Here is a 24,126-nt window from a genome sequence, read left to right on the forward strand (position 1 = left end):
TATTCGATGGGAGCTGGTTCCAGTGGAGCGAGGGGCGCGGCGCGCCCGCGCGAGCTCCGGCGCGGCGCGCCCGCGCGAGCTCCGGCGCGGCGCGCCCGCGCGAGCTCCGGCTCGGCGCGGGTTCCACGATCGCGCGGTACTTCGCCGCGACGCCGTGGACCTCCGCCAGCACGAGCCGGAGCCCTGACGCCCGGACTCAGTCGAACGCGTTGCACCCGTTCTGGCGCTCGATCAGGAGCCCCTGCGACGCCGTCGTGTCCGACAACGTGATGCGGTATGTCGAGAACGCCGTGAGGGTGACGCCTATTGCCCGCGTGATATGGGCGCAGCCGCTCACCGAGATACTGTAGCTCGGAGTGATGCTGTTGCAAGACGAATCCAGGATCGTCACAGAAGCGTTCGGATCATTGAGGAAGATCACGTAGTCGTCCGTGACATCAGGGCGGAACTTCACGGTGCCCTGATAGGGGCCCGAGCCGGGAAGGGTCACGGTCCACCACTTGTGGGTCGCGTTGACGTTGGGGCTCGCGTTCGTAAAGCACTGGGTGGCGTCCGCGGTCACCGAACCGAAGGGACCAGACGTGGCGTGACCGCACGCGTGGCTGACCGCGGTGGCGCCGATCGAGGTGCAGACCAGGGCTTCCCCGGCCTCTTCGATCTCCTCGAGGGGCTCCCCCTCCGGATCCCACGCAGCGTCAGCGATGCAGCCGGAGGTGAGCAGGCCGAACATGGATCCGAACATGGAGATGGCTGCCAAGTGGACGATGGTCTTCATGGTTGCTTCCCTCTCGTAGAGATTCGCTTCATCGAAAGATACTGGATCAGTGCTCATGGTCGTGTCCGCCGCACCCCTCATCCAGGATGAGGAGCTCGACGCTCGTGGTGCCCGCCTGCCGGTCGCCCTTCAGCACGCTGAGCTTGAAGTAGTCGGCGACCACGTCGTCGCCCGCGGCGGCGCCGTCCGTGCAGGCCACGAACTCGTACTTCTCTCCAGCGGCGACGTCCGCGGGCGTCGTCGGGTGCCACACGCTCGCGCCGCCCTGGTAGAAGCAGTAGGTGAAAGGATCGCTCTCGCCATCGCGATGGGCGAACACCACCCAGCCCTTGCCGGCGTTGCCGCTCACGACCGGGATCTCGCTGGGCAGCTCGAACGTGAACGGGTGCTCGACGCCCTCCTCGGCGACCACCCATGACGACGGGCTGTAGTTCCGGGCCGCGGTGAGCAGGATGCCTTCCGGCGCGTTGAACTCCGCGAGGCTCTCGATGAGCACGAGCGCGCTCTGTTCGCTGCTCGGCTCGAACACGATCGTGTACGTCTCCGCCGACGAGAGCTCGACGACGAGGGCGCGGGAGAGCGAGGAGCACTCCGCGGGGTCGATGCTCACGTCCTCCTCGATCGCGACCGGCGTGCCCGATGAATCCAGGACCGACACGTTGACGGAGGGGTCCAGGAAGATCGCAAAATCGCCGTCCCCGTCGGGCGTGTAGACGACCGCTCCCCCGAAACCCGCGCCCGAGCTGATGAGGTTGACCGTGTACGCCGTGTGCCCAGCGCTGATGTCGGCCGTGGTCGTCGCGGGATCCGCGCCCGCGGTCACCGTCACGAACGGACCGAAGTTCGCGTGGAAGCACGTATGCTCGATGGCCTCCTCTCCGAGGAGAGGGCATTCGCCGCCCTCGAGCGCGCTCTGGCCCTCGTCGAGGCTCGCCGGCTCACCGCCGGCAGAGACCGAGCACGCCACGAGGAAGGGGATCGCGAGTGGGAACGCTGCGCGCGCAATTCTCATCTTTGCACTCCAGGTTGAAGCCAGGCCGCCGATCGCGGCGGGCCCGCAGACCCGCCTTTGATCGCGTCTCAATTGCATACGTAGATCACTTGCAACTCGATCGCAATTGATTTCATGGCGCCACTGGACCCGCGCGACGCCTTGACGCGCGGGTGAACGGAGGTCGTCCGATGTCACGGGACAGGTCGAACGGGCTGCACGCGCGAGACGACACCGCGAGCGACCCGCGGCGAGAGACCCCGCCGAGAACCCTAGGGGATGGCCCGAACAGCAGGTCCGGGGGTGCGGCGCGACGTCCGAGCGCCTCGGATTACAGGGCGCTCACCGTGCAGAGGCCGAGCCCGTTAATGTGCGCCTGCGAGGCGGATGCGGCGAGCACGAAGTGCTTGAGCGTCCTGGCTTCGAGCGGGATGCTGCCGGGGTTGTAGACGATCGGGGCGCCGCTCTCGTCCAGCAGCGGCCCGCCACCGAGGCCCTTCAGGTCCGACAGGCGCTGCGCGTCGAGCTCGTCGAAATCGATGTGCCCGTCGGCGCCCGCGGCCGCCGCCATCGCATCGAAGCGGAGGTCGGCGATCTCCGAGCCGAGGGTGTCCCAGAACGTGTGATCCACGTGCACGGTGATCTCCGCCTCGGTCGTGGCATGGCTCTTCACGACGAAGCCGTCCGTGCCGTCCAGGCCGTTCGTGCAGTTCGAGTTGCGCGTGGGGTTCACGAGGCCCCAGCTGAAGGTGTACGTCTCGCCGCCCTTCGTCGCCGCGCCCTCGATCCAGTAGTTGTACCCGTTCGACGCCATCCGCTCGATATCGGCCTGTGACACGCCGTTCAGGTTCACCGCCTCCGGCGTGGCAGGGAGGATCTTGAGGCTGAAGCGCTCCCAGCGGCGCGCCTCGAGCCCCTCGAACACCGCGATGGTCGGGTCGCCTCGATGGAGGTCGGCGACGTAGATGGACTCGTCCTTGAACGCGCTGGCGCCGTCAGCGCCCCTGAGCTCGATGTCCCCGATGGAAACGATGAACTTGTCGAACGTCACCGTCCACCCGTCCACGAACGCGAGCTCACGGCCGTTCTTGAGCACCGGGTAGCCCTTCTTGGCGGCGTCCTCGCCGCTCACGCGCAGGGCGAGCGATCCTTCCTCGGACGCCGATCCGCCGTCTCCCGCGACGCACCCGAACGCCGGCCCGACGAGGCCGCTCAGGACCGCGATCATCCCACGCCGCTTCCAGCGGCACATTCCCTTGTGCACCATGGCTGTCATCTCCATCCCCGGATGCCGGGGCTCACGCAGACCGGGGCCCGCGCGGCGGTCACAGGCTCTCTCCTTGATCCGCCGCTCGCGACCCCTTGGCCGAGAACGCCGCGGCGCCGCGCGCACCGATGAACCACGCCGTACCCGCCTGGGTCGAGCGGGTGATCAGGAACCGTCCGCGAGGGCTCTTCTCGGTGAGCCGATCAAAGTGCGCCTCGTCGAACCACGCCTCGAGGTGCAGCTCGATGGTCACGGACACGCCGTCATCGAGCTCGGCCGTGAGAGGGATCCCGGCGACCTCGCGCTTGTTGCCCTCCGCCTCGATGTCGAGCCCTCCCTCGAACGGGATCTCGAGATCCCCGCGGGTCGCCACGCCGACGACGTAGGCGTGATGGCCCTCCAGCCGGCCTGCGTCCCCTGCGATGGAGGTGCGCGGAGGGTGGAGCCCTACCGAGAGCGAGCGGACGCCGCCGGCCGTGCCGGGGATGTGGCCGAGCCGCACGCCGGGGGCGAGCGCGTCGAGCGCGATCTGGCCGAGCCACTCCCCTTTCACCTCGCCGCCATCGAAGTGTTCGCTGCCCGTGTGGGCGTGCGCCGGCGGGACGAGCGCGTCCCAGAGCCCTCCGGCCGGGCCGCGCGCGACGAGGTGGGGCGGGTTCTCGTAGAGGTAGACCGGTCCGAGCGCCATGACCGCCGACTCCAGGGTCACGTCCCAGCCCGTGCTCGTCGTGAACGAGCCGGCGGACCTGGAAGGAGCGGCCGCCGTCGCGAGCTCCAGGGTGAAGCGCACCTCCCGCCCACCGGTGCCGCTCGGCAGTTCGCACGCGGGCAGGAGCGTGAGCAGCAGCAGGGCCGCCGCGCGGCCGAGCGCGCGGTCAGGGTACGGTCGCATTCTTCGTCTCCTCCGGCTCGGGCGGCGCGTCGAGGTAGACCCGCAGCGTCCCGAGGAGCTGCCTGGGCGGCGCCGCCGCGAAATGACGCGCCGCCAGCCGCGAGAGCGGTGCATCCGGGCTCGCGAAGTTCGAGGCGTAGTTGAACTCGGCAGCGTGGTTGCGGCGGTCGAGCACGTTGGTCACCTCGAGCCCCACCTCGACCCTCCGCCACCGCAGCCGACCGGCGGCGTCGACGGTGAGCGTCTCGCGACCGAGCTGCTCGAGCGGCAGCGGCCGCGGCGCCACGTAGGAAGTGCCGAGCGCGAGGCCGGCCTGGAACCGCTCCCCCGCGAGCGCGACCTGCCGGCGCACCGAGGTGTCGAGCCGCGCGACCCATCGCGGGATGTAAGGCATCCGCGGCCCGGCGGTGAGCTCGTACCAGGAGGCGCCCGCGGGCGGCAGGTACGCCTCGGCATAGGTGAGGCTCGCCTGGGTGTCGACGCCGGCCGAGGAGACGAGCCGCGCCGTGGCGAGGGCGCCGAACCGGTTCGACGCGCCCGCGAGCACGTTCCGCCCGCGCGTCTCGTCCAGCACGAGGTCGCGCTCGACGCGGGTGTAATAGGCGAGGGCGCGCGCGCTGAGCTCGAGCGGGCCGCCGCGGCCGCGCTCGAAGACGAGGCCGGTCTCGGCGGCGTGCACCCGGGCGAACGGGGCGAACTCGCCGTCGGAGAGCGCCTGCGCGTCGCTGGAGCGGCTGCCCGCGCCGTAGCTCGCCACGACGCTCAGGCCGGGCGCGAGCGTCACGTCCGCCGAGAGCCGCGGCCCGAGCGCGACGCCGAGCGCCTCGACGATGTCCGACGGCTCGCGCTCGCCACTTCGATCGGACGTCGGGCGGTTCCGGTCCTCGACGGAGAAGAAGAACGTGTCGAGCCGCACGCCGCCCCGGAGCACCAGCGGGCGCCACGGCCTGAACCGGAAGGCCACGTAGCCCGCGATGTTGCCGATCCCGAAATCGTTGTCGAAGTCGACCCGGTACGGCACGCCGGAGGCGCGCCGGAGCCGCCTCTGGCGGGTCTCCCCGTCGTCGTACCGGGCGAAGAAGCCGATCTCCGCCTCCTGCCGGTGCGAGAGCCAGTCGAGCCAGCGGGTGTAGCTGCCGCGCGCGCCGACCGTGACGCCTCGGTAGATCTGCTCGGTCCCGTCGCCGCGCTGGGGCTCTCCGATCGCGCCGACGTCGGTCATGTACCCGGTCAGGTTCTCGCGGGCTCGCAGCCTGCGCACCGTCGCGAAGAGCTGTTCCGTGTCGGCGTGCGACTCTCCCCGGTGCTCCCGCCGCAGCGACGCGCCGAACCGGCCCACGGCGCCGCCCTGGTTGGGGTCGTACAGGCAGAAGAACTGGCTGTCCTCGTCCTTGGGGCAGTCGAGCGCTCGCGCCTCGACGTCGGCCTTCCGGATGACGCCGGCGCTATCGAACCGGGTCACGTAGCCCGAGGCGGCCACGAACACGCGGGTCGCTTCGTCGCGCCGGAGCTCGATCTGTCCGAGGAACCGCGCCGCCGCGTGCGCCCGGTTCGGCCCGAAGCCATCGCCCTGCTCGGCGTGCACGCCGGCGAACGTGCCCGCTGGCGTCCCGGCCGGCCCCCAGAGCACGAGCAGCTCGCGCGTGTTGAACGAGCCGTAACCCGCCTCGGCGATCACCCCCCGCGGCTCAAACCCGAGCTCGTAGGAGACCGTGCCGGCCACCGCGAAGTCGCCCTGGCGCGGATCGAACGGCCCCTCGACGATCCGGAGCTCCCGGACGAGCTCGGGGATGAGGAACAGCGAGTCGGCATAGCCGTGTCCGTGCGCGTTGGAGACCTCGTTCAGCGGCACGCCGTCGGCCACGAACTCGATGTCCTGCCCTTCGCCGGCGCTGAACCCGCGCAGGAAGACAGCCGACGGGTGTCCCTCGCCGGAGTGGTTCTCGAGATAGAACCCCGGCGCGAGCGTGAGCATCTGCTCCGCGGAGCCCCGCGGGACATCGCGGAGCTGCCCCACGTGGACCCGGAAGTCGCTGGCCGCTACGGGAGGCGCGGGGCGACGCGCTCCCGCGACGACGACCTCCACGGCAGAGCGCACGGGCGCCTCGCGGGCCGCCTCCATGGGTACGGGCGCCGAGGCAGGGGCGGGCGGCGCGGAGGCCGAGGCCAAAGCGGGGGGCGCGGGGGTGGGCGTGGACGCGGCGGCGGGCCCGGGCGGCGACGGCGCGCCACCGGAAGGCGGCGCGGCGACGCGCTGCTCCTCGCCCTGGAAGCGGACTGCAACCCGGATCTTCGCCGCAACCGGACGGCCGTCGCGAACGGCCGGCTCGAACCTCCACCGCCTGACCGCGTCGAGCGCCGCCGCATCGAGGCGCGGCTCCAAGCTCGTCTCGACCCTCGCGTCCTCGACCGTGCCGTCGGCCCGCACCGTCAGCTCGATGGGCACGAGCACGTCCTCCGGGCTGGGCGCGCCGCCCGGCCACGCCGGCGCCGGCGCCTCCATCGCCCTCGGCGGCGACACCTCGCCGCGCGCCGGGACCACCGCGGCGAGCAGGGCGAGCGCCGCCCCGGCGCAACCAAGACGCGAGCGCCCCCGCAGCGCCCCAACTCGCCTCGCCTCGAATCTCCCAGGACGTCTCAGCAACGCACCGGCGCATAACAATAATGCAAACCGATTGCAAATAAAAACGGATCGTGGTACTTGAGCCGCCATGAGGTCTCTCCTTTCCCGAGGCGGCCGCCTCGGGCTCTTGCTCTCGCTCGCGGCGGCCGGGTGCTCCGAGGAAGAGGTGCCAGAGGGCTGCCCTCCGCCGCCGCAGAGCGCCGAGCTGACCGAGGCGGCGGCCGATCATGCGTGCATGCACGTGGTGCACGGTCCATTCGAGTCGGTGGCGGCGTCCGCCGATCCTGAATCTCCCGGCGACGAGCTCCGCAACGTGCACACGGCCTACACGGTGGCGCTGGTGCGTGGGCAGGACGGCTACGGTGGAGCGAGCGTTTTCGAGCCTCGGGTCGACGCGACGTTCGCCTTCTTCGTCGCTCAGGACACCTCGCTCTCCCTGCTCGACGCGGCGGGCGAGGTGGTGTGCCCGCGGGCGGTTCAGCCCGCGAACGCGTGCCCAGAGCTCGGGCGCGCCGTGTTCTTCGACCTGCGCCGGAAGGCGCCGAACCGGCTCCTCCTCGGCTCCGCCGAGGCACCAGAGGTCCTGGTGATCATCGAGGAGATGGGAGGAATGTGATGATGAGGAGGAACAGGGGGCAAGACGGGGCGCGCAGGCCCTCCAGCGGGCGGCGCCACGGTCGCGGGCTCGCGCGTGAAAGCGGCACTTCTCTGGGGCTCGCGCTCTCGATCACCGTTCTCGGCGCCGCGCTCGGGTGCTCGAGCGAGGCCGAGCCGGGCACGAGCGCGGGCGCGGGCGCGGGTGGCCGGGCGGATGCGCCGGAAGCCGAGCGCCACACGTCCTGGCGGCGGGCGCGCGTGCTGGTCGGCGACGGCCGGAGCGGCAGCCTCCACGTCATCGACATCGAGGACGAGGAGGTGATCGCGGAGCTCGACGCCGGGGGCCCGGCGGCGCTTCACGGGACAGAGTCCGGGGACTACGCGGTCGCGGTGGGCGCGGAGGAGGTCCGGTTCATCCGATCGGGTGTGGCCATCGTGGATCACACGGATCACATCCATATCTACAAGTCACCTCCGAAGGTCCTCGACCTCTCGCTGCCAGGAGCGTCCCCAGGCGCGTTCGTGTCCCGCGAGGAGTGGCTGTCCATCTTCTTCGACGGGGCCGGGCAGGGTGAGGCCTCGGCGCAGGCCGTGATGGTCAAGGAGCCGTCGCTCAACGCCGAGGAGCCCGAGATCCTGTCGCTCCCTCCGGTGGAGCCGCACCGCGGGCTCGCGGCGCCGCTCGGTGACACGTTCCTCGTGTCGTTTCCGCCGGAGGATGAGCCAGGCGGCCTGCCGCTCGGGCTCAATGTCCTGAGCGCGGACGGCGAGGTCCTCGAGGGCGTCTCCTCGCCGTGCCCGGGCCTGCACGGCCAGACCGCGATCGGGGGCGAAATTGCCTTCGCCTGCGACGACGGCCTGCTGCTGGTCGGGCGAGACGGCGGCACGACCACGGCGCGGAAGCTCTCCTATCCCCGCGCGGACGCGCGATCGTTCACGCTGAGGTCGCACGTCGAGCGGACCACGCTGATCGGCGATTTCGGCGAGTCCACGTTGCTCGCCATCGAGCCAGAGGACGGCGCCGCGCGCCTGTTCGAGTTCCCCGCCCCGGTCTGCCACTTCGAGCTGGAGCCCGGCCGGGGCGAGCAGGTCATCGCGCTCGCCGCGGACGGGAACGTGTACGCGCTCGACCTCGCCAGCGCAGCCGTGACGGCGCACGCGGCGGCAGTCCCCGCGTTCCAGTGCGACGACGCGGTACGACCGGGCCTCGCGCTCGCCCCAGATTACGCCTATGTCACGGACCCCGCTGGCGGCGAGGTGCACGAGATCGGCCTGCGGAGCCTCACGATCACGCGCAGCTATCAGGTCGGCGGCGCCCCCAGCGCGGTCGTCATGATGGGACTGAACGTCAAGAACGTGAACGTCGCGCCCGGCGCGGCCCACGACTGAAGCGTGGGCCGGCGCTGCCCGGCGCCTCCGTCGCGGCCGCGCCGGCTGCGCAGCTACCTGGGCTCGATCACCATCTTGAGCGGCGGGCTGGAGACCGGACCGAACCTCGCGTGGTGCCAGACGTCCGCGGCGAGCGCCGCCTCGGCGTAGTGGGTGATCCCCGGGCATGCATCGGGCGCCGGACGGACGGTCAGCGATAGCGCCGCCATCGCGGCCGTGTCGTACAGCTCGAAGGGCACGAGCTGATTGAAGTAGAACACGCGCGTCCCGCCGCCCGGAACGCTGACGCGGGTATACCCCGTGGGCTCTCCGCCGCTCGAGGGCAGGTCGATCGTGAACTCCGTGTGGGTGGCGCTGGTCGATGGCGCGCCGTCCGGCGCCGCGGTCGCGCGCACGCTCTCGAACGGACCGAACAGCGTGTGCTGGCACGTGTGGTTGAGGCCGGCGTCGGACGCGATCGTCCTGAAGTTGAGGATTCCGTTGCCCAGGTACGGATGGCTCGTGTCGAGCGTGTTGCCCGCTGCGTCGCGGAGCGTCCGGAGGTCGAGCGCGTAGAACGCGTCCTCGTCGAGGGGGTGATCGGCGCCGTCCGACGCGAGGACGGTGAGCTCGATCGAGAGCGCATCGGGTGCCCAGGTCCCCGAGAGCGCACGGCCAGCGCCCGATGTCGTGTTGATCAGCCTCGCCTGCCTCACGCTAGAATCCATCGGCTCGCTGAACGTCACGCGGAGGCGCTTGCGCTCGGAGACGACGGAGTCGCTGTCGTAGATCTCCGTCGGGTAGACCCTCTGATCTCCCTCGGCGGGGTACGACGCAGTCGCGTGCGGCTTCAGCGTGTCTCGACCTGTCGTGAAGTCGAGCGCCCCGTCCTCGAGGTGCGGCGCCGGGTCGAGCGGGTTGCCATTCTGGTCGAGCAGGCCTGCGAGCAGCACGCTGTACGCCGCGCCGTCGCGCAAGAGCCCAGCGACGTCGAGCGAGAGCCGCAGGCGATCCGGCGACCATGCCATCGGGAGCGGGACGAGGCGCGCGTCGCCCGTGAGCGTCGCCTCGCCGGCCGTAGTGTCCATCGGCTCGCTGAACGTGATCTCGACCGCGCTTGTCAGGTGCACTGCGGCATCGCTCGACCCCTCCGCCGGCGCCGCGGTCACGACGTGGGGAGGCGTCGAATCCGCTCCGGTAGAGAAGTCGAGCTTGCCGTCCGCCAAGAACACGGCGCCGTCGAGCGGGTTACCGTCCAGGTCGCGGAAGCCCTCCAGCGAGAACGTGTAGTCCCGGTCGTCTTCCAGCCCGCTCACGGCGTAACGGACCGTGCGCTCGTCCCAGCGCTTCTCGCCGAGGACCAGATCGCCGCCCGTGACCAGCTCGCCCGCTGCGGGGTCCATCGGCTCGCTGAAGGTGATGGTGATCTCCTCGGTCGCGATCGGGACCAGCGCGGCGCCCTCGGTCGGCGTCGCGGCGACGACGTAGGGAGCGGCGACATCCTTGGTCCGGAAGCGGGCCGTGTACGGTGCGTCCATCGCGTTGCCGGCCCTGTCCTCGAAGTCCGCGTCGACCGTGAGCGTCACCGTCGCTCCGGAGGGCAACGGTGCGGAGGGCGCCAGGGTGAGGGTGGTCCAGTCGGCGCTCCACGAGCCAGCGTTGGACCGGAGCACCCCGTCCCCCGGCTCGATGCGGACGGTGCCGAGCGCTTCGTTCATCGGCTCGGAAAAGGCGATGACGATCGGCTCGTGCGGCGCCACGCCGGTCGCGCCGTCTTCGGGAGAGATCGACACCACCGTCGGACGTACCTGGTCGACGGCCTCTCCCCCGCCACCGCCACCGCCGCCGCTGCCCTCGCCGCCTGCGCCGCCGGGCCGCTCGGTTGGCGTGGATGCCTCAGGAGCGCACGCGCCGAGCGCGAGGGCGCAGGTGAGCGCCGCGGCGCCGAGCATCTCTCGTCGGCCTCTCTTCCATCTGATTCTCATGTCGGCACCTCGTCTCCCTCGGGCTGCGTGCCGAGGGCGTCAGTCCGTGCGCTCGGGCCGGAGGAGGATCCAGGTCGCCTGGACCTCGCCGCTCGGCAGGCGCTCCGGCGGCGTCTGCACGCGACCCCCGTGCCCAGGCACATCCTCTTTGAGGTGGCGCAGGGCCGCGGCCGCCCTCTCGTAGGCAGCTTCATCGGCGAAGCGCACGTCGACCTCGCAGCCGGCCCGGAAGCAGCGTGAGGCTTCCGGGTCCAGCACGGCGCCGGCGTCGTCCGGCATCGCGCGCTGCCAGAAGGCGAAGATCTCCGGAGCCGCGGTCGTCCAGCGCCCGCGGTCCTCTCCGGAGTCCTCGAGCGCCTCGAGCATCGCCTCGCGCCGGGCGACGGGGCTCGCGTGTTCGCCACGGATCGCCTGGATGATGGGCCGGCGAAGCTTCTCGGCCTCCGAGCGCGGGTCGCCGTCACCCTCGGGCTCCCCCGCGCCTTCCGGCTCTTCGGCGGCCGGCTGGAGAGGGAGCCGCTTCCCCGCGACCCGCCGCTCGTCTCCCCGCGCCAACGCCGCCGCCGACGCCGCCTCGATTTCGGCGGGATCCGGCAAGTCACGGCGCGCCACGCGCGGGCGCTGCGGGCGCGCCCGCTCGGGACGAGCCTCCTCCTTGACCTCCGCAGGTGGACGTTCTGCAGGCCGCTCTGTCCGGAGCAACAGCCAGCCCCCGGTCGCCCCCGCCGCCGTCAGGGCTGCCACGACGAGCCGCTTCATCCTCGCATCTCCCTGCTGGGGCGCGGGCGCCCGTCGCCGCGCCGCTGCCATCGACCACAGGCCCCGGGCCCGTGCTCATGCGCTCGCAGTCCAAGCATGGACGCCATGCTAGAGCCACCGCGATGCAATTGCAATCAGATTGCGGTTTGTGCTTGCGCGCCGCCGCCGCTCGTGAGAGGGTCCGCCGCCGATGCGGAGCATCCCTTGTGTCTCGGTTCTGCTGTCGATGCTGCTGACCGCCGCCTGCGGCTCCGGGGGTGGCGCAGCCGGAGGCGGCGGCCAGGGAGGCGCGGGCGGCTCAGGTGGCCTGGGGACCGGTGGACGGATGGATGGCGCCGGCGGCTCGGGCGGCGCGACCTCGACGGGCAGCGCCGGCGGCAAATGCGTGACGGCGGGCGACTGCCCTCCCGCCGCCGGTTCCTGCGACGCAGCTGCGTGCGTGGACGGGGCCTGCGTGATCCGCCCCGACCCGGACAGCGAGGGCACGCCGTGCGACGACGGCGACGCCTGCACCGAAGGAGAGGTCTGCGCGGGCGGCGCGTGCGGTCAGGGCACCCCTCGCGACTGCAGCGCGCTCGACTCGGAGTGTGCGGTGGGGCGCTGCGATCCGGCAGCCGGCTGCGCCGTTGACCCCATCAACGAGAACGCGGCCTGCGACCTCGAAAACACCTGCGGAGCGAGCGTCTGCCGCGCTGGGCAATGCGTCGTGGAGTCGGTCTTCGCTCCGGACGGGACTCCGTGCGACGACTCCAGGTTCTGCACCGTGGGCGACGTGTGCAGCGGCGGCGCCTGCGTCAGCGCTCCGAACCGATGCGGCGCGCCGGACGACGGCTGCACGGTGAGCAGCTGCGATGAGGCCGCTCGGACCTGTGTCGTCACGCCGGCCAACGAGGGGGGTGCCTGCGACGACGGCGACGGATGCACGGCGGGCACGACGTGCCAGGATGGCCTCTGCGGTACGCCGGCCAGCACGATCGCGGCCTGCATGACGGGCGATGGCTGCTGTCCATCCGGGTGCAGCGACACGGACGACGGGGACTGCCCGTTCTGGCGGTCGGGCGTGCAGGAGGGCGTCCTGGCCTCGTCCTTGAGCGGCTGGACCCAGTGCTTCAGCAACCAGTTCGCGGAGGGCGGGCCAGCGCTCTCGGAGATCCTCGCCCGCTGCAGCAAGCGGAAGCTGCTCCTCGCCTGCCGCCCGGTGGGCGCGGAGAGCTTCGCGCTGCTCGCGATGGCGCCGCGGGCCGACGTGCTGTGGCCGTGCGGTGACGCGGCAGGGTGCGTTCACGAGCAGAACGGCGTAGGGTGGTACTTCGACGAGCGCTCCTCCTGGGGCTTCGCACCGGCAGGAGAGCCGGTGACGCGGATGTTATGCGATGACGCGGAAGGGGAGTCCGCCCCGCATCAGCGGATGTGCTGGCATACGGTCGATGGATCGCTCGACGTGGGCTACCGCTGCGGGGACAACGACCTGAACTACTCGCCTCCCGACTGGGAACGCGTCATCTATCACGCGGATTGAGCCGTTTCAGGCGGCAGGCCTCCAGGCGACAGCTCGGCCCGCCGCCGGGCCGAGCGGAGTCGCGCAGCTACGGCACGGGTGCCGCGTGCCGCTCGCCGCCCGTAGCGCGTCAGGCCCCGCCGCTTGTACACGAAAAGCGCCGTGGCGAACGTAATCCGCGGAGGGCTCCTGCGTCTGCACCGGTCGACAGAGAGGTGATCATGTCGACCGCGTCCGTCTCCGTTCCCGCCCCCCACGACACCGATGGGGCCGCCGTCCGCCGCATCGACCTGCCCGTCGAGGGCATGACCTGCGCCGCCTGCGTCCGGCGCATCGAGCGCGCCTTGCTCGCCACGGGCGGCGTCAGCGGCGCGAAGGTCAACCTCGTGACCCGCACGGCCACGGTCACCTTCGACCCGGCCGCCGCGTCCGAAAGGGCGCTCGTCGCCGCCATCGAGGACGCGGGCTACAGCGTCCCGGAGCGCGCCGCCCCGCCGGACAGCGCCGCCGCCGCCCCGGTCGGCCGGGCGGCCGCCGCCGAGGAGAGCCTCGACGGCGAGCGGCGCGCCCTCTCCCGGGACTTCGCGATCTCGCTCGCCCTCTCGGTCCCGCTGCTCGCCCTCGGCATGTCGCACGGCCGCATCCCGGGCGCCGACGGCGCGGGCGGCCGGCTCGTCCAGCTCGCCCTCGCGACCGCCGTGATGGTCGGCCCCGGGCGCAGGTTCTTCCGGCTCGCCTGGGCCGCGCTCCGGCACCGCGCGGCCGACATGAACACCCTCGTGGCCCTCGGGACCGGCGCCGCGTGGGTCTACTCGGCGATCGCGGTCGTCGCGCCGCAGCTCTTCCCCCACGCCGAGCACGGCGCGCGGCCGCACGTCTACTTCGAGGCGGCCGGGGCCATCATCACCTTCGTCCTGCTCGGCAAGCTCCTCGAGACGCGCGCCCGCAAGCGGCTCACCGACGCGGTGCGCGGGCTCGTCGCGCTCCAGCCGAAGACGGCGCGGCGCCTGCGCGGCGATCGGGAAGAGGAGATCCCGGCCGCGGCGCTCTCGCCCGGCGATCTCGTCCGCGTCCGTCCGGGAGAGCGGATGCCGAGCGACGGCGAGGTCGTCTCGGGCGCCTCGGCGGTCGACGAGTCGATGCTCACGGGCGAGAGCCTCCCCATCGACAAGAGCGCCGGCGCGGCCGTGTTCGGCGGCACGCTGAACCAGAGCGGGCAGCTCACGGTGCGGATCACGAAGACCGGCGCCGACACCGCGCTCGCCCGCATCGTCGAGGCGGTCGAGCAGGCGCAAGGCTCGAAGGCGCCCGTCGCGCGCCTCGCCGACACCGTGAGCGGCATCTTCGTCCCGGTGGTCCTCGGCATCGCCGCGCTCGCGTTCGTCGCCTGGGTCGCGGCGGATCCGAGCGCGGCGGGGCTCGCCGCCGCGGTCGAGCGGTTCGTCGCCGTCCTCGTGATCGCCTGCCCCTGCGCCCTGGGCCTCGCGACGCCCGCCGCCGTGGCCGTGGGCACCGGCCGCGGCGCCGAGCTCGGCGTGCTCGTGAAGGGCGGCGCGGCGCTCGAGGCGGCGAGCCGCGTCGACACCGTCCTCGTGGACAAGACGGGCACGCTCACCGCCGGGCGGCCGCAGCTCGCCGCGGTGAAGGCGCTGGCGGACGTCCCGGAGGACGAGCTCCTGCGCCTCGTCGGGTCGGCGGAGCTCGGCAGCGAGCACCCGGTCGCGAAGGCGCTCGTCGAGGGCGCGCGCGCCCGGGGCCTCCCGCTCGCGGCGCCCGCGGCCTTCCGCGCCGACGCCGGCCGCGGCGTGGTCGCCCGCGTCGAGGGGCGGGAGGTGCGCATCGGCACGGCGCGGTACCTCGCCGAGCTCGGGATCGACGCCGCGCCGCTCGAGGAGCTCGCCGAGGGCCTCGCCCGGCACGGGAACACCCCGTCGTTCGTCGCCGTCGACGGCCGCCTCGCCGGCCTCGTCGCGGTCGCCGACCTGCCGACCCCCGAGGCCAAGGAGGCCGTCGCCGCGCTGCACCGGCTCGGCGTGCGGGTCGCGATGGTGACCGGCGACCGCGGGGCGACCGCGCGCGCGGCGGCGCGAGAGCTCGGGATCGACGAGGTGCTCGCCGAGGTCCGCCCCGAGGACAAGGCCCGCGTCGTGCGCGAGGAGCGGGAGCGCGGGCGCGTCGTCGCGATGGTCGGCGACGGCATCAACGACGCGCCGGCCCTCGCCGGCGCCCACGTGGGGATCGCGGTCGCGAGCGGCACCGACATCGCGGTCGCCGCGGCCGACGTCGCGCTGCTGCGCGGCGGCATCGCGGCGCTGCCCACCGCGCTGGGGCTCGCGCGCGCGACGCTGCGGACCATCCGCCAGAACCTCTTCTGGGCGTTCGTCTACAACGTGGTCGGCATCCCGATCGCGGCCGGCGCGCTGTACCCGCTGACCGGCTGGCTCCTGTCGCCGGTCCTCGCGAGCGCGGCCATGAGCCTGTCGAGCGTCTCGGTGCTCCTCAGCTCCCTGCGGCTGCGGCGGTTCGGGCGCGCGGGCTGACCTCCGCGCTCGACCGGGCGGCCTGGTCGCTCGGTCGGGCGCATGTACCCGTACAGGTCACATCGAATCCATCGTCCCTGTCGAATCCCGTCCGCCCAGGCCCGCTCCGAGCAGCGGCCAGTGCGCCGCTCACCGCGTGGGCGAGCAGGATGACACGAGAGCAGTCGCGACATCGTAGGCTCGTTCAGCCTCCTTCCGAGCCGCGGTTACGGAGCGCTCCGACATGAAAAATCTGGCCAGTCCGACATGAGGGATCTGGCCAGCTCGACAAGCCTGTCGACTCGGCAGCCGGGCTCATGTCAAGCGCGCACGACATGAGATCACGAATCGTCGAGAAGCATCATTGGAATCAAGGAGGGACACATGACCCACAAGGGAATCACGTCGAGCAAGGCTTTCGTGGACACGGCCACCCATGCCCAGAGCTGCCAGTCGATCTGCGTCCAGACGATCCAGCACTGCCTCCAGATGGGCGGCTCCCACGTGGAGCCTTCGCACCTGCGGCTCATGCAGGATTGCGCCGAGATCTGCGAGACGACCGGGACGATGCTGCTGCGCAGCTCGCCGCAGCACAACCAGGTCACGGCCGCGTGCGCGAGCATCTGCGAGCTCTGCGCTCAGAGCTGTGACCGGTTCACGGGCGACGCGCAGATGAAGGCCTGCGCCGACGAGTGCCGCCGCTGCGCCGCCGCGTGCCAGCAGGTCGCGCAGATGCGGCCGGGCGGGGCGGCCGGCGGACACCACAGCGTCCCCTGAGCGAGCCGTCGCGCCGCCGGGGGCCGGTATCTCGGGAGGCGAGCGCGGCCGCTACTCTTCCGGATACCATTCCGCTCGCCACGCCCTCATCTGCTCGATCTCCCGCTGCTGCGCCTCGATGGTGCACGGCGCCGAGGCCGCCTCGCCGCCGCCCGCTGCGCGGTGCTCGCCGTGATCGTCCGACGAGGAGTTGCTGCATGCGTTCACGAGGACCGAGCCTCCCGCGATGAGGAGGACGGCGAGGAGGCGGCCGGGGAACGCGCTCTGCCTGCGCCGCTCCGGCGCGGCGCGGCGCAAGGGAGGAGCGGCGCGGCGCTCACGGGCAGCGGCGAGCGTCACATCGGACTGGAGGAGGCGTCCGAGCCGGGAGGCGGACAGCCGGCGGCCGGCGAGGGGGAGTCGTGAGCGGCGCGAGCGTCAGCGGCCCAGCACCGCGGGTCGGAAATCCCGCCAGAGAAACCGGTCGATAGCGACTGGTCGCTGGAAACAGCAGCGATTTTCGTAGTTTCCGCCTGCTTCACCGCCGAGGGCGGCTCCGGTGTGGCCCAACGCGGCGCCCTCTTCCGCCGCATCGCCCGCGGTGAAGGGCCCGCGGCATCACCGATCGGGGTCGGCGACTGGCCTGGCGACGCAGCGCCGAAGGATTCTCCTTCGCTCGCCGCCCTGCTGCCCGGCCCTTCGAAGCGCTGCCGCCTGCTTCGGGATCGTGCCTGCGTCCCCAGCACTCCGCGCCGAGCTCTTGCGCCGCACATGTGCGATCGATGTCCTCGAGTGCCCAGCTTGCAAGGGACGGATGAAGCTCGTCGCCCTGGTGACCGAGCCAAGGAACATCGCCCGCTTTCTCTCCGCGCGCCGTCGGGCTGCCTCCGGGTCGCGAGGAGCTGCCAGAGGCTAGCTGTGCTAGCCTGACGGCGATGGCCGACGTCAAGGACAAGTTGCTCGCCGTAGCGTACCGGGTACTCGAGAGCGAAGGCCCAGCGGCGCTCACGACGCGGCGGGTGTGCGAGGAGGCCGGCGTGACGATGCCGACCCTCTACCACCACTTCGGCAACCGGGACGGGCTCGTGGCTGCGGTCCACGCCGTCGCGCTCGAGAAGTTCATGGCGAAGAAACGGGCGCTCACGCCGACAGACGACCCCGTCGCGGATCTCCGCACGGGCTGCGAGCACGTGCTCGAATTCGTGCAGGCCCACCCCTCCGTCACGGCCGCGTTGATGGCGCGCGGCATCGAGCAGCCGTCGATATTCGAGCCGAGCTACGCCCTGATGCGGCACCGCCTCGAGCGTTGCGCCAGGGCGGGCGCCCTGCGCGTGCCGATCGAGCGCGCTGCCGAGCACGTCTGGGCCGTCGTCCAGGGCCTCGCGCTCAGCATCGTCGCGAGCCCTTCCGGCGCACCACCGAGCCGCGCCACCTCGGCCGGGGCGCTCGACGCGGTGTTCCAAGCCATCGCCGACCAAATGTAGCGCCGCTATAGACAATCCGTGTAGCGATGCTATAGATGATCCTGGAGGGCGCGCCGGAGCGGGCCCGAACAGGAGAGATTCGTCATGGCAGAGACCGTGTTCGTCACCGGAGGCAGCGGCTTCGTGGGCCGCGCCATCGTCCGTGCGCTCATCGCGCGTGAGTACCGCGTCCGTGCCCTCGCGCGAAGCGCCGCCAGCGCTGCCAAGCTCGCCGCTCTCGGCGCCGAGCCCGTCCGCGGCGACCTCCACGACGCCGCCGCGCTCACCGAGGGCTGCACGGGCGCCGCGGTCGTGGTGCACGCGGCCGCGTCCCTCACCTCGGCCCTGCGCTGGGGCGAGCACGCCCGCACCAACGTCGAGGGCACCGGCGGCTTGCTCGCAGCGGCGCGCGCGGCCGGCGTCCGCCGCTTCATCTACCTCGGGGCTGCGTCGGTTGTCATCGAGGGCTCTCGGCCGAGCGAAGGGGACGAGGACGCTCTGCCGCCCAGGGTCGACCGCTCCTTGCCGTACAGCGCGACGAAAGCGCTCGCCGAGGCGATGGTGCTCGAGGCAGACAGCCCCGCGATGCGCACCGTGAGCCTCCGCCCACCGATGATCTGGGGCCCGGACGCGCCGACCCTCGACATCATCGCGGAGGCCTTCCGCGCCGGGCGCTTCGCCTACGTCGGCGGGGGCAAACACCTCTACAGCGTCGCCCACGTCGACAATGTCGCCGAAGCGGTGAGCTGCGCAGTGCGCAGTGACGTCGGCGGACGCGCGTATTTCGTGACCGACGACGAGGTCACGCCGATGCGCACCTTCTTGACGGAGCTCATGGCGACGCGCGGCGTGGACGCGAAGGCCTGGTCCGTACCCCTCCCCCTGGCGGTGCTGTTCGGGTGGCTCCTCACCAACCTCTTCGGGTGGTTCGCGCCGCGACGGCGCCCACCGCTCACCCTCGAGGACGTGCGGCTCCTCGGGCAAACGCTTCACCTCTCGTCTGCTCGGGCGAAGAAGGAGATTGGCTACCGCGCCGTGCGGAGCCGCGCGGAAGGCCTCGCCGCGCTCCGGGCCCATGGCAGCGCCGTTCGGCGGAGCGGCGTGAGCCCCGCGCTCGCGCATTGAGGCGCGGTCGGTGCCTGTACTGGTTCTCCGTGAGGGTGACAGCGGCTGGCAGAGAAGAAGAGAGAAGATGGAAAAGGCAAGAGGGCGCACGGTGGCGAGAGCGAGCTGCCATCGCGCCGAGGAGAATGCCACCGCGCTCGCTTCGGGCAACGTCGCGCCCTCGCCATCCTCGCGATGCTCGGCAAGCGCCTGCGCGCGGCTGCGGGCGGCTGCGGGCGCTCGGTTGCCCTGCATTGCGCGCGGCGGCCCCGCGACAGCGCTCCGGCGCTCGCTCGCCGGCGCCGCGCTGGCAGGCGCGCTCGCCTGGGGCTCCCCCGCCCGCGCCGCGGAGACGCAGAGCCTCGCCGAGGCGGGGATAAGCCCCGACCTCGCCTGGGCCGCGTTGCAGCTCATTCCGAGCCCCACCTGGCACCTCTACGCCGACGACACGCGCTTCGGCCTGCGCTGGCAGCTCACCCCCCTGCTCTACTCCTTCGGCAGAAATCGGAGGCTGTCCCCCTGGCGCAGCCTCCTCGCCGAGCCGCTCGCGCGGCATGCCGGAGCGCTCGAGATCCATGTCACGCCCGAATACCTCTTCTCCGGCGCCGGCATCGAAGATCACGTGCAGCTGACTGGCGGTGTGCGCGCCTACTTCCCCCTGCTCCACCGCGGAGAGTACCTTTCCTGCTCGCTCGGCGGCTCCGCCTTCACGCTCGGCGGCGAGGTCGCGGCGGCGTACGAGGCCGGCCTCTACACGCTCTTCGGTGTCATCGGCGTGCAGGTCGCCTACTCTCCGACGCGCGCGCTGCGCGGGACCACGTTGACGCTCAACCTCAGGTACTTCTGACCCCATGCTCCGCGCAGCAAGCTCCACCGCTCTCATGGCGCTCCTCGCCGCCTCGGCGCTGTCCTGCAACAGCATGCCGGGGCGCGTCCTGTCAGGCAACACGGGCGCGCTGTTCGGCGGCCCGGCGCCCGTCGCCAACAAGGTGCGAGAGCCCTACCGCAAAGACGCGCGCCTGGCCGTCCTCTGGGTCGGCCACGCGACGGCGCTCGTCCAGATCGACGACAAGCAGATCCTCACGGATCCGGTCTTCACCTCGACCGTGGGCCTCCTCTCCGCGCGGCTCGTCGAGCCGGGCCTGGACCCGGAGCACGTGCCGCCCCTCTCGGCGGTGCTGGTCTCGCACACGCACTTCGATCACCTGTCGCTCGGCTCGCTCGAGATGATCGAGGAGAAGACACCGGTGCTCTTTGTCCCCCGCGGCGCCCTCCCCTACGTGCCCGATTTCGCGTTCGACACGATCGAGCTCTCCACGTGGCAGCGCTGGGAGCACGACGGGCTGCGGATCACCGCCGTCCCGGTGAAGCACGGGGGAGGCCGCTACGGAGTCGACATCGCCCTCGGCTGGGGTGGATTCACGGGGTACGTCGTGGAATATCATGGGGTCACCGTCTACTTCGGCGGGGACACCGCTTACGATCGCAAGGTGTTCACGGAGACGCGGGCGCGGTTCCCCGCGATCGATCTCGCGCTGATGCCGATCGCGCCGATCGGGCCGCGCGATTTCATGCACTCGCGCCACGTGGACCCGGCAGAGGCGCTAGAGGCCTGCGAAGAGTTGGGCGCGAAATGGATGGTGCCGATCCATTTCGACACGTTCATCAACTCCTCGGACGAGCCCGGCCAGGCGGTCTCCGAGCTCAAGCGCGTGACGGCGGCCCGGCGGATCGCGCCTGGGAAGGTCCACATCCTCGCGCCGGGAGAGCAACGGATCTTGCTCGGCCGCTAGGATCGAGCGCCGGAGGGAGGTCGCTCCTACGCGCTCGCGAACGGGCGGCGCCGCGCGCGCTACGGGGCGCACCGGCGTGCCGTGGGCACACGTCCCGCCCCTGTTTGCATCGTCCGCGATCGATGCCCGGCGGAGCGAGGATCTCCACGTCCTTCAGGAGATCTACTGCGAGCTCACCCTCACGGTGCTTCCTCTCCGCCATCACCGGATCGCGGGTCACCACCGCCGTGAACGCTCCACCCTCGAGGCGCTCTCCGCTGGGCGTTTTCGACACGAAGTTAGCCAGTTTCCCTTCTGGCGCAGACAGCGCAAATCGCTCCGTCCACCGTTGCGGCGGAAGGCTCGCGAGCGCTTCCGGCGGAAACATCGCCCTCACGAGGTTGATCCCCGCGCTCTTGCCGTTCCCGCCCTCACCAAATAGAATCGAGCAGTGCTGAAGTCTGACGGCGTCGCCAGCGTAACGTAGACAATATTACACATCCGAGTGAACTCGTTGGATCTGTTGGTATTTATACGCGGATCAGTGGATCCGTATTTCTTGTACGTTATGCCAACTGCCGGTCGCTGGCGGAAAATTATCGACAGGACGGAATGGTTTCGCGCGGGCTATCCTCGGTGGCACGCCAGCGCGAACGCTTGGACGACCTCGGCCTCGTCAAGGCGAGCCCGCGGCGCCGCGAACGTCGCGACGAGCACCGGCGGTCCCTCGGGCCGCTCCTTTTCGCCGTCGTCCCGTCAGCTGGAGACAGCCAGTCTTTCGATCCATTCCAATACTTATTACACGGAGTTGAGATTGCCATGCTCAGTAATAAAGTGGTTTTGATCACCGGGGCCACATCGGGAATCGGGGCCGCGACAGCGATCGCGGCGGCGCGGGCCGGCGCCAAGGTGGTGCTGGCCGCGCGACGCCAGGAGATGGGCGACGCGCTCGTGGCCCGCATCAAGGTGGAGGGTGGAAACGCGCTGTTCGTCCGCACCGACGTCACCGTCGAGGCGGACATCCAGGCTCTGATCGAGCGCACCGTGGAGGCCCATGGGCGGCTGGACAGCGTCTTCAACAACGCCGGTATCGCCACCGCGCTCGGGCCGCTCGCGGACGTGCCGGTCGCCGATTACCTCGCTCTCATGCAGGTCAACCTGCACAGCATCTATCTGTGCATGAGGTATCAAGTGCCTGTCATGAAGAAGGGCGGCGGCGGCTCGATCGTCAACTGCGGCTCGATCGCCTCCACGGTCTCTGCGCCCGGGTTCGGCGTCTATGCCGCGACCAAGCACGCGATCCTCGGCCTCACCAAGTCTGCGGCCATCGACTACGCGGCGGACAAGATTCGCGTCAACGCCATCCTGCCCGGCCCGGTGGAGACCGAGATCTGGGATCATATGCAAAGCGGCGAGCAGGTGCTCGACGCCTTCGGCGCGGCCACGCTGATGAAGCGGTACGCGCACGCAGACGAGATCGCTCGACCGGCGGTCTTCCTGCTGTCCGACTGGTCGTCGTACATGACCGGCACGCAGCTGACCGTGGACGGCGGCTACACCGCAGTGTGACCCGGGGCAGCGCGCCTCGGAAGATCCAGGCGCGCTGCCGGCACCTCGCCGCGACGTCGTTCCCGAGGAGCGCATGCTCGCGCAGATCGTGAGCTGGCCCCTGAGACGGTTCGTTCGATGCTGCCGAACATCAGCCGGTAGAAGCGCTCGTTGGCGGCGCGCCCGGAGACCCAGGTTGGCGCCGGCGGCATGGTGGTGCGCATGTCTTCGTGGAACAACGCGACCAGGGCATCCAGGTTCGCCTCCTCGAAGGCGCGCACGTACTGTCGAGCAGACGCGGATCCACTTGCGTGGTCCTCGCGATGTCGACCGGACCAAAATCCCGGGGCATCCGACGTATCGCGACGGTTCGTCACCGCGGAATCGTCCCGCCAGAGAAACCGGTCGATGACGAGCGGCGGCCGGGACCAGTAGCGATTTTCATAGCTTCCGCCTGTTTCGCCGGCGAAGGCCGCTCCGGTGTGGCCCAACCGGGTGCCCTCCGGGACCAGTCCACCGGTACGTCATCGACGCCGAACGCGACGTGCTGCGTTGCCTTCGCGCGCTCCAAAGCTCTGTACGAGGGGCAGGAAGAGCTCGTCCACGATGGACTGGATGCGTGCGGGCTTCAGCGGCTTGAGATCCATGAGCAGGTCGTGTCGCACGAGGTCGTATGGCAGGGCGAGCACGGCGGAGGGAATGCGCTCGAGGTTGACCTCACCGCGGTCGTGGGCGCGTTGGTAGAGGATGCGGACACGCGGCTTCTGGGTGTCCATGACCTTGTCGCGCATCTGCCAGGGGGTCAGGCCGGTGCCGGCCAGCAACCCCGAGAAGGCGGCGGCTGCGGCGATGGCGAAGAAGCCGGCGAGGGCGTCGCTCAGGGCCGTCAGGTGGGCGAGCAGGTCGCTGCGCAGGGCGCCGGTGTCGGGGACCGCGACCGGGTTGGCGTCTCGGCGGTGCTGATAAGAGATCCATCGCTCTCTTCAACTGGAGACGGACGATGACGGATCCCGAGATGTGCGCAGCGCTGATCGTCGGCGCCGGCCCGACCGGGCTGACGCTGGCCTGCGAGCTCGCCCGCAGCGGCGTGTCCTTCCGCCTGATCGAGGCCGCCCCCGGCCCGCGGCCCGGCTCGCGCGGCAAGGGCATCCAGCCGCGCACGCTCGAGGTCTTCGACGATCTCGGCATCGTCGATCGCGTGATCGCCCACGGCCGGATGGCGATGCCGATCCTCTCCACGGCTCCCGACGGCCGGGTGACGCTGGGCGGCGCCATCCCCGAGACGTTGAAGGGTCGCTCCGACATCCCCTATCCGGCGAGCCTGATCACGCCCCAATGGCGCACCGAGGATTCGGGGCCGCCGTCGCGCCGCGACAGGACCCCGAGCTCAGCCTCGCCAACATGCGGGCGATCCTCGTGCGGCGGAGCGGCCGCACCGACCTCCGGCTCCACGAGCCGACGTGGTCGTCGCTGTGGCGCGCGAACGTCCGCCTCGTCGACAGATATCGCGAGGGTCGCGTGTTCCTCGCCGGCGACGCGGCGCACATCCACGCGCCCGCCGGCGGCCAGGGAATGAACACAGGCATCCAGGACGCGCACAACCTCGGCTGGAAGCTGGCGGCGGTCGCGAAGGGCGCCTCGCCGGCATTGCTCGACAGCTACGAGGCCGAGCGGCGACCGATCGCAGCCGGCGTGCTCGCGCTCTCGAACACGCGCCTCCAGCAGGTGCTCGAGCGGAACGACGTCGCCACCCGCCGCGATGCGAGCATCACCCAGCTCGACATCCACTACCGCGGCTCTTCCCTGGTGCGCGACGACCGCGACGAGACGGCCCTGCTCCGCGCCGGCGACCGCGCCCCCGATGCGACGAAGCTGACCACGGTGGAAGGTGAACGCCGGCTGTTCGAGCTGACGCGCGGCGGGCGCTTCACGCTGCTGAGCTTCGGGCCCGCGCCTGCGATCGGCGCCTCAGCCTCCGGCCTGCGGACGCTCCATGTCGTCGGACAGCCGGCGGGCCCCGACGACGTCGCCGACACCGCTGGCCATCTCGCCCACGCCTACGGCGCGACGGAGCGCACCCTCGTGCTCATCCGCCCCGACGGCTACGTCGCCCTGATCTCCGACGCCGGCGACGCCTCGGCAGTCTCGGAGCATCTCGCCGCGTTCAGCTGAGCGTTGCGACGGCGGGTCTGCGACGGGTGCGACAGGG

General features: G+C 71.3%; 22 protein-coding genes and 1 pseudogene. 12 read left to right on the plus strand and 11 right to left on the minus strand.

The window, feature by feature from the left end; all coding sequences use genetic code 11:
* Positions 1-196: 196 nt before the first annotated feature.
* From WME98_RS17950 to WME98_RS17970, 5 genes are all read right to left on the minus strand, one after another.
* Entirely contained in the window at positions 197-775 is a 579-nt protein-coding gene (locus tag WME98_RS17950; protein ID WP_437952394.1) for a hypothetical protein, read from the minus strand.
* 46 nt (positions 776-821) lie between these two features.
* Positions 822-1,787, minus strand: coding sequence for a hypothetical protein (locus tag WME98_RS17955; protein WP_437952395.1), 966 nt, complete (start codon positions 1,785-1,787; stop codon positions 822-824).
* Positions 1,788-2,097: 310 nt separating this feature from the next.
* Complete coding sequence (locus tag WME98_RS17960) at positions 2,098-3,033, minus strand: hypothetical protein (protein ID WP_437952396.1); 936 nt, start codon at positions 3,031-3,033, stop codon at positions 2,098-2,100.
* Positions 3,034-3,091: 58 nt separating this feature from the next.
* Positions 3,092-3,925 (minus strand): hypothetical protein, encoded by an 834-nt coding sequence (locus WME98_RS17965; RefSeq protein ID WP_437952397.1) that lies wholly within the window; start codon positions 3,923-3,925, stop codon positions 3,092-3,094.
* Positions 3,909-6,569: a TonB family protein gene (locus WME98_RS17970; RefSeq protein WP_437952398.1), complete on the minus strand. Its 2,661-nt coding sequence runs from the start codon at positions 6,567-6,569 to the stop codon at positions 3,909-3,911. The genes WME98_RS17965 and WME98_RS17970 overlap by 17 nt, the downstream gene beginning before the upstream one ends.
* Before the next feature lie 67 nt (positions 6,570-6,636).
* On the opposite strand from WME98_RS17970, the gene WME98_RS17975 reads away from it, so the two are divergent.
* Positions 6,637-7,164 carry a hypothetical protein gene (locus tag WME98_RS17975; RefSeq protein ID WP_437952399.1) on the plus strand — a complete coding sequence of 176 codons (528 nt, stop codon included), beginning with the start codon at positions 6,637-6,639 and terminating at the stop codon, positions 7,162-7,164.
* 2 nt (positions 7,165-7,166) lie between these two features.
* Complete coding sequence (locus WME98_RS17980) at positions 7,167-8,534, plus strand: hypothetical protein (RefSeq protein ID WP_437952400.1); 1,368 nt, start codon at positions 7,167-7,169, stop codon at positions 8,532-8,534.
* 53 nt (positions 8,535-8,587) lie between these two features.
* Here WME98_RS17980 and WME98_RS17985 read toward each other — a convergent pair whose 3' ends face one another.
* Positions 8,588-10,498, minus strand: a complete 1,911-nt coding sequence (locus WME98_RS17985) for an Ig-like domain-containing protein (RefSeq protein WP_437952401.1) — start codon at positions 10,496-10,498, stop codon at positions 8,588-8,590.
* Between the two features lie 39 nt (positions 10,499-10,537).
* Complete coding sequence (locus WME98_RS17990; RefSeq protein ID WP_437952402.1) at positions 10,538-11,257, minus strand: hypothetical protein; 720 nt, start codon at positions 11,255-11,257, stop codon at positions 10,538-10,540.
* Between the two features lie 226 nt (positions 11,258-11,483).
* Between WME98_RS17990 and WME98_RS17995 the strand changes: the two genes are divergently transcribed.
* The 3 genes from WME98_RS17995 (at position 11,484) to WME98_RS18005 (ending at position 16,051) form a co-directional block, all read left to right on the plus strand.
* The gene (locus WME98_RS17995) at positions 11,484-12,776 is read left to right on the plus strand and encodes a hypothetical protein (RefSeq protein WP_437952403.1); all 1,293 of its coding nucleotides are present in this window, start codon (positions 11,484-11,486) and stop codon (positions 12,774-12,776) included.
* Between the two features lie 200 nt (positions 12,777-12,976).
* Positions 12,977-15,295 (plus strand): heavy metal translocating P-type ATPase, encoded by a 2,319-nt coding sequence (locus WME98_RS18000; protein ID WP_437952404.1) that lies wholly within the window; start codon positions 12,977-12,979, stop codon positions 15,293-15,295.
* 363 nt (positions 15,296-15,658) lie between these two features.
* Complete coding sequence (locus WME98_RS18005; protein WP_437952405.1) at positions 15,659-16,051, plus strand: four-helix bundle copper-binding protein; 393 nt, start codon at positions 15,659-15,661, stop codon at positions 16,049-16,051.
* 51 nt (positions 16,052-16,102) lie between these two features.
* Here WME98_RS18005 and WME98_RS18010 read toward each other — a convergent pair whose 3' ends face one another.
* On the minus strand, positions 16,103-16,348 hold the full coding sequence (locus WME98_RS18010; RefSeq protein WP_437952406.1) for a hypothetical protein: 246 nt from the start codon (positions 16,346-16,348) through the stop codon (positions 16,103-16,105).
* A gap of 617 nt (positions 16,349-16,965) precedes the next feature.
* Between WME98_RS18010 and WME98_RS18015 the strand changes: the two genes are divergently transcribed.
* The 4 genes from WME98_RS18015 (at position 16,966) to WME98_RS18030 (ending at position 20,390) form a co-directional block, all read left to right on the plus strand.
* Positions 16,966-17,514, plus strand: a complete 549-nt coding sequence (locus WME98_RS18015; RefSeq protein WP_437952407.1) for a TetR/AcrR family transcriptional regulator — start codon at positions 16,966-16,968, stop codon at positions 17,512-17,514.
* A gap of 84 nt (positions 17,515-17,598) precedes the next feature.
* Entirely contained in the window at positions 17,599-18,618 is a 1,020-nt protein-coding gene (locus tag WME98_RS18020; protein ID WP_437952408.1) for an NAD-dependent epimerase/dehydratase family protein, read from the plus strand.
* A gap of 223 nt (positions 18,619-18,841) precedes the next feature.
* Positions 18,842-19,444, plus strand: coding sequence for a hypothetical protein (locus WME98_RS18025; protein ID WP_437952409.1), 603 nt, complete (start codon positions 18,842-18,844; stop codon positions 19,442-19,444).
* A gap of 34 nt (positions 19,445-19,478) precedes the next feature.
* Positions 19,479-20,390 carry an MBL fold metallo-hydrolase gene (locus WME98_RS18030; RefSeq protein ID WP_437952410.1) on the plus strand — a complete coding sequence of 304 codons (912 nt, stop codon included), beginning with the start codon at positions 19,479-19,481 and terminating at the stop codon, positions 20,388-20,390.
* Here the strand turns inward: WME98_RS18030 and WME98_RS18035 are convergent.
* The gene (locus tag WME98_RS18035) at positions 20,302-20,757 is read right to left on the minus strand and encodes a hypothetical protein (RefSeq protein WP_437954000.1); all 456 of its coding nucleotides are present in this window, start codon (positions 20,755-20,757) and stop codon (positions 20,302-20,304) included. The two genes, WME98_RS18030 and WME98_RS18035, sit on opposite strands and share 89 nt — an antisense overlap.
* Before the next feature lie 431 nt (positions 20,758-21,188).
* On the opposite strand from WME98_RS18035, the gene WME98_RS18040 reads away from it, so the two are divergent.
* Positions 21,189-21,938, plus strand: a complete 750-nt coding sequence (locus tag WME98_RS18040; protein ID WP_187345819.1) for an SDR family NAD(P)-dependent oxidoreductase — start codon at positions 21,189-21,191, stop codon at positions 21,936-21,938.
* Here WME98_RS18040 and WME98_RS18045 read toward each other — a convergent pair.
* Both WME98_RS18045 and WME98_RS18050 read right to left on the minus strand, forming a co-directional pair.
* Complete coding sequence (locus tag WME98_RS18045; RefSeq protein ID WP_437954001.1) at positions 21,923-22,294, minus strand: nuclear transport factor 2 family protein; 372 nt, start codon at positions 22,292-22,294, stop codon at positions 21,923-21,925. The genes WME98_RS18040 and WME98_RS18045 overlap by 16 nt on opposite strands.
* Positions 22,295-22,441: 147 nt before the next feature.
* A complete protein-coding gene (locus WME98_RS18050) occupies positions 22,442-22,888 on the minus strand; it encodes a TetR-like C-terminal domain-containing protein (RefSeq protein ID WP_437954002.1) in 447 nt (148 codons plus the stop codon).
* Between the two features lie 44 nt (positions 22,889-22,932).
* Between WME98_RS18050 and WME98_RS18055 the strand changes: the two are divergent.
* Positions 22,933-23,205: pseudogene (locus WME98_RS18055) on the plus strand (FAD-dependent monooxygenase); the annotation flags it as partial.
* 113 nt (positions 23,206-23,318) lie between these two features.
* The gene (locus WME98_RS18060) at positions 23,319-24,089 is read left to right on the plus strand and encodes an FAD-dependent monooxygenase (RefSeq protein ID WP_437952411.1); all 771 of its coding nucleotides are present in this window, start codon (positions 23,319-23,321) and stop codon (positions 24,087-24,089) included.
* Positions 24,090-24,126: the final 37 nt, after the last annotated feature.

It is taken from the genome of Sorangium sp. So ce296 (assembly GCF_051529605.1).
GTDB lineage: Bacteria > Myxococcota_A > Polyangia > Polyangiales > Polyangiaceae > Sorangium > Sorangium cellulosum_D.

Bases quoted from the DNA above. Each gene is read 5' to 3' on its own strand.
- WME98_RS18030 (WP_437952410.1), top strand. From the start codon at position 19,479: ATGGCGCTCCTCGCCGCCTCGGCGCTGTCCTGCAACAGCATGCCGGGG.
- WME98_RS17990 (WP_437952402.1), bottom strand. From the start codon at position 11,257: ATGAAGCGGCTCGTCGTGGCAGCCCTGACGGCGGCGGGGGCGACCGGG.
- WME98_RS17950 (WP_437952394.1), bottom strand. From the start codon at position 775: ATGAAGACCATCGTCCACTTGGCAGCCATCTCCATGTTCGGATCCATG.
- WME98_RS18020 (WP_437952408.1), top strand. From the start codon at position 17,599: ATGGCAGAGACCGTGTTCGTCACCGGAGGCAGCGGCTTCGTGGGCCGC.
- WME98_RS18015 (WP_437952407.1), top strand. From the start codon at position 16,966: ATGGCCGACGTCAAGGACAAGTTGCTCGCCGTAGCGTACCGGGTACTC.
- WME98_RS17980 (WP_437952400.1), top strand. From the start codon at position 7,167: ATGAGGAGGAACAGGGGGCAAGACGGGGCGCGCAGGCCCTCCAGCGGG.
- WME98_RS17960 (WP_437952396.1), bottom strand. From the start codon at position 3,033: ATGGTGCACAAGGGAATGTGCCGCTGGAAGCGGCGTGGGATGATCGCG.
- WME98_RS17965 (WP_437952397.1), bottom strand. From the start codon at position 3,925: ATGCGACCGTACCCTGACCGCGCGCTCGGCCGCGCGGCGGCCCTGCTG.
- WME98_RS18040 (WP_187345819.1), top strand. From the start codon at position 21,189: ATGCTCAGTAATAAAGTGGTTTTGATCACCGGGGCCACATCGGGAATC.
- WME98_RS17995 (WP_437952403.1), top strand. From the start codon at position 11,484: ATGCTGCTGACCGCCGCCTGCGGCTCCGGGGGTGGCGCAGCCGGAGGC.
- WME98_RS18000 (WP_437952404.1), top strand. From the start codon at position 12,977: ATGTCGACCGCGTCCGTCTCCGTTCCCGCCCCCCACGACACCGATGGG.
- WME98_RS17955 (WP_437952395.1), bottom strand. From the start codon at position 1,787: ATGAGAATTGCGCGCGCAGCGTTCCCACTCGCGATCCCCTTCCTCGTG.
- WME98_RS17985 (WP_437952401.1), bottom strand. From the start codon at position 10,498: ATGAGAATCAGATGGAAGAGAGGCCGACGAGAGATGCTCGGCGCCGCG.
- WME98_RS18005 (WP_437952405.1), top strand. From the start codon at position 15,659: ATGACCCACAAGGGAATCACGTCGAGCAAGGCTTTCGTGGACACGGCC.
- WME98_RS18060 (WP_437952411.1), top strand. From the start codon at position 23,319: ATGCGGGCGATCCTCGTGCGGCGGAGCGGCCGCACCGACCTCCGGCTC.
- WME98_RS17975 (WP_437952399.1), top strand. From the start codon at position 6,637: ATGAGGTCTCTCCTTTCCCGAGGCGGCCGCCTCGGGCTCTTGCTCTCG.
- WME98_RS18035 (WP_437954000.1), bottom strand. From the start codon at position 20,757: ATGTTTCCGCCGGAAGCGCTCGCGAGCCTTCCGCCGCAACGGTGGACG.